6 protein-coding genes and 1 pseudogene are annotated in these 6,228 nt (G+C 48.9%); 4 read left to right on the top strand and 3 right to left on the bottom strand.

What is annotated here, in order from left to right; translation table 11 throughout:
• Positions 1 to 927: PA14 domain-containing protein (locus O71_RS20160; RefSeq protein WP_007660805.1), on the top strand; the 927-nt coding region annotated here is incomplete at its 5' end.
• Between the two features lie 179 nt (positions 928 to 1,106).
• Here the strand turns inward: O71_RS20160 and O71_RS20155 are convergent.
• The 3 genes from O71_RS20155 to O71_RS20145 form a co-directional block, all read right to left on the bottom strand.
• Positions 1,107 to 1,586, bottom strand: coding sequence for a hypothetical protein (locus O71_RS20155; RefSeq protein WP_040574984.1), 480 nt, complete (start codon positions 1,584 to 1,586; stop codon positions 1,107 to 1,109).
• Between the two features lie 343 nt (positions 1,587 to 1,929).
• On the bottom strand, positions 1,930 to 3,927 hold the full coding sequence (locus O71_RS20150; protein WP_237717925.1) for a LamG-like jellyroll fold domain-containing protein: 1,998 nt from the start codon (positions 3,925 to 3,927) through the stop codon (positions 1,930 to 1,932).
• Positions 3,924 to 4,160 carry a hypothetical protein gene (locus O71_RS20145; protein WP_007660798.1) on the bottom strand — a complete coding sequence of 79 codons (237 nt, stop codon included), beginning with the start codon at positions 4,158 to 4,160 and terminating at the stop codon, positions 3,924 to 3,926. Before O71_RS20145 ends, O71_RS20150 begins: the two co-directional genes overlap by 4 nt.
• Positions 4,161 to 4,884: 724 nt before the next feature.
• On the opposite strand from O71_RS20145, the gene O71_RS20140 reads away from it, so the two are divergent.
• From O71_RS20140 to O71_RS20130, 3 genes and pseudogenes are all read left to right on the top strand, one after another.
• A complete protein-coding gene (locus O71_RS20140) occupies positions 4,885 to 5,457 on the top strand; it encodes a hypothetical protein (protein ID WP_007660796.1) in 573 nt (190 codons plus the stop codon).
• 43 nt (positions 5,458 to 5,500) lie between these two features.
• A complete protein-coding gene (locus O71_RS20135; RefSeq protein ID WP_040574979.1) occupies positions 5,501 to 5,923 on the top strand; it encodes an MBOAT family O-acyltransferase in 423 nt (140 codons plus the stop codon).
• Positions 5,890 to 6,228: pseudogene (locus O71_RS20130) on the top strand (MBOAT family protein); the annotation flags it as partial. The gene O71_RS20135 and the pseudogene O71_RS20130, both read left to right, overlap by 34 nt.

Below are 6,228 nucleotides of genomic sequence, written 5' to 3'. Positions count from 1 at the left end.
AACCTGGCCGTGGGCTGGCAGCTGCCGGACGGCTCTATGGAGCGACCGATCGCTGGCAACAGACTGTCTGAAATGGGAAGCACTGCTCCTGCAACAACGACTCCTGTAGCAACGGCTCCAGCAGCTACTACAACTCCTGTGGGCAAGATCACACGTGACTTCTGGTCAAATGTGCATGGCTCCACAATCAGCGTGGTACCAGTGAACACGAACCCAACTTCTACGAGCGCAATAAGCTCTTTCGAGGCGCCAACAGGTCAGGGCAACAACTACGGCCAGCGCATCCGCGGCTACGTGACGGCTCCTGCCTCAGGCCAGTACACTTTCTGGATCGCGGCCGACGACGTGGCTGAGCTGTACCTGAGCACAAGCGAAGACCCGGCTAAGAAGACGCGCATCGCCCTGTCAAGCACCTGGACCAACCCGCGTGAGTGGACCAAGAACGCAAGCCAGCAGTCTGCCAAGATCACTCTGGAGGCCGGCAAGCGCTACTACATCGAGGCGATCATGCTGCAGGGCGGCGGCGGCGACAACCTGGCCGTGGGCTGGCAGCTGCCGGACGGCTCTATGGAGCGACCGATCGCTGGCAACAGACTGTCACCAATCGAGACTCTGACTGCTTCTGCTTCGTCATCACTTTCTGCTGAGACAACTGATACTAACATCAGCTTTGAGAAAGTGAGCGCTTATCCTAACCCATTCAACGATGTGGTAACACTCGACCTGGGCAAAGAGGAGATTAAGCTGCAGGAAGTAGTAATCCTGGATCAGGCTGGCACAGTAGTATACAAAGAAGCTAACCTGAAGGTAGAGAACAACAAGCTGGTGATGAACCTTGCTGCCAGCGGTCTCAGAGCAGGTCTGTACTTCCTGAAGTATACTGACAACGCCGGTAAGAGCGCAACAATCAAGCTTATCAAAGAGTAAGCCTGGCTCATAATAAAAAATGGATCTTTCCGAACTCTTATAGAGGGTAGAAACCCAGATCCCCAAGTTGGCCGTGTGCCTACTGGAAATAAGAAAACTCCCGCCTTAGTCGTTGTATTGACTAAAGCGGGAGTTTTTCTTTGTTCACACCATGCTTAAAGCACAGGGTATTTCATGCATTAGTTTTTGCGAACAAACTTCCAGGTATACAAACCAAGTCTGGATGTTGTTTTTTCTGATTCCGGCGCCTCCTCTGGAAAGCCAGCCCATGGCTTTTCTTCTACCCAAGTCATTTCCGTATCTGAAATAGCTGTTACTTTATACTGTCCTTTATCATTGCCCCGCTGTAATTCGATGAGGGTGGTATCGGCTGGGTCTGGGAAACTGTAATTCATTACCTCTGGAGTGCCTCCTGGTACAGTAACAGTCAGGCGTTTTCCGTCAAAACTGAAGTTTGTCTGGTATTGAACTGAGTCAGTGAACATGATTTCATCATCAATTGAATAGTACACTCTTTTGATCATCGTGTTTGTCCAGTCGCCACGCATCTGCGCATCAATTTCCGAAACTGCTGGTTCGACCGTTCCATTGTCGTCGTCGTCACTACATGAAGTGAAGACAAGAGCAAATAATATTGGTAATAGAAATAACTTTTTCATAAAAAATTAAAATTTAGATAAGTAAAGGCATTTTAAACTTGATGATAATTCATTGGTAAAACGGAGCACATGTAATGTTTTTTCACCCATAGTACGAACCGCGCTTTGCAGGGTTTATTAAAAATTTCATAAATGCAATATTAGATTCAGAAGTGACTGCTATTCATTACGTTATGGAAAATTTAAAAGTTTTAACCGGAATTTTTATCCATTTTTTGAACGACAGTTTCTAGCCCTGAGCAGCGTTAAGAACCTATACCCGCATGCTCTCTCACTACCAGGTTGATAAAAAGACCCGTTCCCATCATGCAGGTTATACTTCTGCTGCTATGGTTAGACTGCACTAGCGGGCTACCACCAGCTTGCGATTAAGGGTTTTGTTACTGCCGGCCACCGTCAGATTGTAGATACCCGGCTTTAGATACATACCAACTGGCAGTGTCAGGCGTAGCTCACCAAACTCATCGGTTCGGACCTGCTGGCTGAGCACTTGCTTGCCGGAGGCATCAGTTATCATAAAGGTCACATCTTCGCTTTCTTTCAGGTTGGCGATCTCAATAGTCACCTCGTCCCCTACTGCAGCGGGGTTCGGGTATACCCTGAAGGAAGATGCAGCTGGTGAACGGTCTTGTAACAGTATGGTGTTGGAGTAGGAAAAAGTACCATCCAGCCGAACTAGTCGAAGCCTGTAATACCCTTGCTCTTTGAGCGGCATGTCGTCGTTAAAGGTATAGTCTATGGCAGCCGTAGTAGTGCCGGAAGCTTTCACCTGACCGATGGCTGTGAAATTCTCACCGTCTTCGGATCGCTCTACCTCAAAGAAATCTGTCCCAAGCTCATAAAGTGTTCTCCAGTCTAGGCTTACAATTTTCTGATTAAGGCTTTCTCCATCTGTATAGCGTCCTTCAAAGCTTAGGAACTCAGTCAGGTTGTTGTATACATCAACGAAACGCTCCCTGATTTCCTCCGGCGAAAGTGCTCTGCCGAAAAGCTTCACCTCATCCAGCTCGCCTTCGTAGTGATAACTGTTGAGCATACTGGCGTTAAAGTAGCCAATGGTAACAGGCGAGCGGCTACTAAATCCATGATCGTGTGCAAAGTTGCTGGTGGCTATTTGCTCACCATCCACATACAGTCTGATAGCTCCTGAACTACCCTCCCGTACCACTACAAGCTGATGCCAGGATCCATCGTTAAGCTTCGGGCCACTGTTCCCCACATAAGCACCTTTAAACTCAATGTCGGGTAAGTAAAAGCCCGCTCGTCGGTCTTTGTCGAGCCCCAGCCACCACTGCGACGGAGAGTCCGTGGCATGGCGCCCCATCAGCACCTGGTTCTGGGCTTCGCTGCTTCCTTCCTTGGTTTCGGTGCGAAGCCACAGTTCGATCGTAAAAGTTTCGTTTGCTTCCCAGTCAAAATTCGGACTACCGATTACATCAAGCCCGGTGTCACGTCCATTAAACCGCTGTCCTCCACCTACTACGCCTTTTACCGGGGCAGGACGGCTTCTTGCCTGTGCAATGGCATCGATGGGTGTATACACATCCCGGTAGTTAGACCCTGAAGATTCATTCAGCATCCAGTGGTGCAGCATCCCTATCCCCTCTTCGGTGGCAGCCTTCACCTCAACTTGAAAGCGTTGCGGAGCGCTCTCTCCCTGACTGTTATTTGCTTTTACCTCTACTGCAAAGTTTCCGGCTGTTTGTGGCACCCAGGTAATCAAGCCCGTGCCTGCATCAATCGCCATTCCGGCAGGGCCTGAGATCAGAATATAGCGAGGGGCAGGTTTGCCCGATGCATTTACATCATACCTGTATTGCTGGCTAACCGTGCCGTAGGTAATTGGGGTTGACACGATCTCGGGTCTGGTCACTTCGGGGCCACAGTAACTGCCAGCACCCTGATTGTATCGGTCACGCATTTCCTGCTCCGACAGATTGCGGTTATAAACCAGCAGTTCATCCATTACACCATCAAAATAGTACTTGCTGTCAATGTCGATGTATCCGATTGTGGTTGGGCTGGAAGACTCCATGCTTCCCCTATAAGTCTTTCTTTCACTGACCCTGTCATCAACTCTGAACCCATCTACATATAACTTGCTGATTTCGTTGGGTCCATCCCGAACAACCGCCACATGATGCCACTTGCCATCAAACAAGTTCACAGCTTTGAGATAATCTCTTATGGTATGTGGCTCACCATAATTATCCTGCATATCAAATACGGCATACCCTTCAGGACTGACACCCAACCACCAGGCTGTTAACCCATCGCCTGATTTACGGCCGATGATAACCTGATTGGATGACTTACTATTTACCTGTACCCATACCTCTATGGTAAAACTAGTGTGGGGTCCCCATTGGAAGTTTTGGATGGGGTGAACTCCAGGCCAGTGCCTGATCCGTTAAATCGCTGACCACCGGCAAAGCGGCTGCTGGCAGGTTCCGGGCAAACAGCACAGTTTGCGCTTGCATTCGTCACGTAATCAGAATAGCTGCCAGCCACTTTCTCGTCCAGTCCAAAGTGATGCGCCAGGCCGGGAGGACAGGAGGCCTGAGCCAGCGCCATATCCTGAGCTGCAAAGCTTAATAGCAGGCTAAGTGCAGCGACGGAGGCCATTGTGCCCCTGCAAGCTAACTGAAAGGAAGATAGGTATAGGAAAATGTACCTTGAGGTGGATGCTATCATATAAGCTCACTAAGTATTTTATTACGGCGTTTGATTAATCTTCGCCAGTTTATATCGGGTTGCTTCGTGGTATCAATCAGAGCTGAACAGCTGTTGTTCTAAGCAAAATGCTAGTTTGCAACATTGCATGTCCTGTACGAGGAGTATAGAGTTACTGTTGTATTAGAGTACAATAATATTACGCCGTAACCGCCCAGATGTTCGGCTTTGTGGCATACTAAAATTGTCCATAAAATAGCTTATCCGGAAAGATGGCTGAAGAGAAGAATATGATGCTTTATTTGTCGTTAAGGCTGGCTTGGTAACACAACATACCTGCAGCGGGCCAGTGCGTTAAGATGGCAGTTAAATGAGTAGATACAATTTTTTTATTGTATGAACAGCCATTTCGGATCAGATGCGTATAGAAAGCTGCACAATAAATCCGGTGCATTTATACAGTCATAAAAATATATACTGAAATCCTAAACCTTTTGGTCTGACTCCTAATATAATAAAGAAAACAGGTTCTGTTTTTTTACCCTGCCGCAGGATACGGCCTGACTAACAGCTACCAGAAGACATGGGATCACACGCTTCTCTTTATCCATAACAGCGTCTATATATGTTATTTAACTCTACTGAATTTTTTATATTCTTCCCGGTAGTAGTTACGCTCTACTTTCTAACGCCCCCAAATCGCAGATGGCTGATCCTGCTGCTGGCCAGTTACTATTTCTATGCTTCCTGGAAGCCGGCCTATACCCTGATCCTGATCTTCTCTACTTTAGTGGACTACGGCTGCGGACGCGCCATGGGCAGGTATAGCGACGAGGAAAAACACAAACGCAAACCCTACCTCTGGATCTCGCTGCTCTCCAACCTGAGCATACTCGGCTTATTCAAGTATTACAATTTTTTTAATGAAAGCGCACGTGATGCAGCCTCAGCCCTGAACATGGACTATGCCATGCCGGCTTTTGAGCTGCTGCTGCCCATGGGTATCTCATTCTATACCTTCCAGACCATGAGCTACTCCATTGATGTATACCATGGGCGCATCAAACCGGAGCGGCACCTGGGCGTATTTGCACTGTTTGTGACGTTTTTCCCGCAGCTGGTGGCAGGCCCTATTGAGCGGCAGGTAACCTGCTCGGACAACTCAAGGCCAATCATGCGTTCAGCTACGAGCGCATAGTGGGCGGCCTGCGGCGCATGGCTGGGGCTTCTTCAAGAAAATCATGATCGCTGATAACCTGGCCCTGATGGTAAACCAGGTATACAACAATCCTACTGACTACGAGGGCGTTACCCTGATCATCGCCACCGTCTTTTTCGCCTTTCAGATCTACTGCGATTTCTCCGGCTACTCCGACATTGCCATCGGGGCGGCGCAGGTCATGGGCTTCCGATTGATGGAAAACTTCCGCAGACCCTACTACTCTAAGAGTATTTCAGAGTTCTGGAGCCGATGGCACATCTCCCTCTCCTCCTGGTTCCGGGACTACCTGTACATTCCGTTGGGGGGCAACCGGGTGGTGAAGTGGCGCTGGTACTACAACCTGTTCATCACGTTTTTGGTGAGTGGGCTGTGGCATGGCGCTAACTGGACTTTTGTAGTGTGGGTGCCTTGCACGGCTTTTACCTGGTGTTTGCTATCGTGACGGCGAAGCAGCGTAACGCCTTGGCAGATAGCATGGGCCTGCGAAGCCGCCCGCTGCTTTACAAATGGGTGCAGGTGTTGAGCGTATTCGCGCTGGTACTCTTTTCCTGGGTATTCTTCCGGGCCAACTCTATTGGGGAGGCTTTCTACATACTACAAAGCAGTGTGGCAGGTATAGGCAACATCCGACAATTGATCGCAGGTATAGACCTGCAGCACATCCTGTTCATGGACCAGGGCTTCAAGGTATTTACGGTGTCTGTTATTTCGATCATGATCATGGAAACGGTGCACCTGATCCAGCGC

It is taken from the genome of Pontibacter sp. BAB1700, from assembly GCF_000277005.1.
Classification (GTDB): Bacteria; Bacteroidota; Bacteroidia; order Cytophagales; family Hymenobacteraceae; genus Pontibacter; species Pontibacter lucknowensis.
This window is presented reverse-complemented; position numbering and strand designations above follow the sequence as displayed.

Excerpts from the sequence above, each read along its gene's own strand:
- O71_RS20140 (WP_007660796.1), top strand. The coding sequence starts at position 4,885 with ATGTTATTTAACTCTACTGAATTTTTTATATTCTTCCCGGTAGTAGTT.
- O71_RS20155 (WP_040574984.1), bottom strand. The coding sequence starts at position 1,586 with ATGAAAAAGTTATTTCTATTACCAATATTATTTGCTCTTGTCTTCACT.
- O71_RS20135 (WP_040574979.1), top strand. The coding sequence starts at position 5,501 with ATGATCGCTGATAACCTGGCCCTGATGGTAAACCAGGTATACAACAAT.
- O71_RS20145 (WP_007660798.1), bottom strand. The coding sequence starts at position 4,160 with ATGGCGCTGGCTCAGGCCTCCTGTCCTCCCGGCCTGGCGCATCACTTT.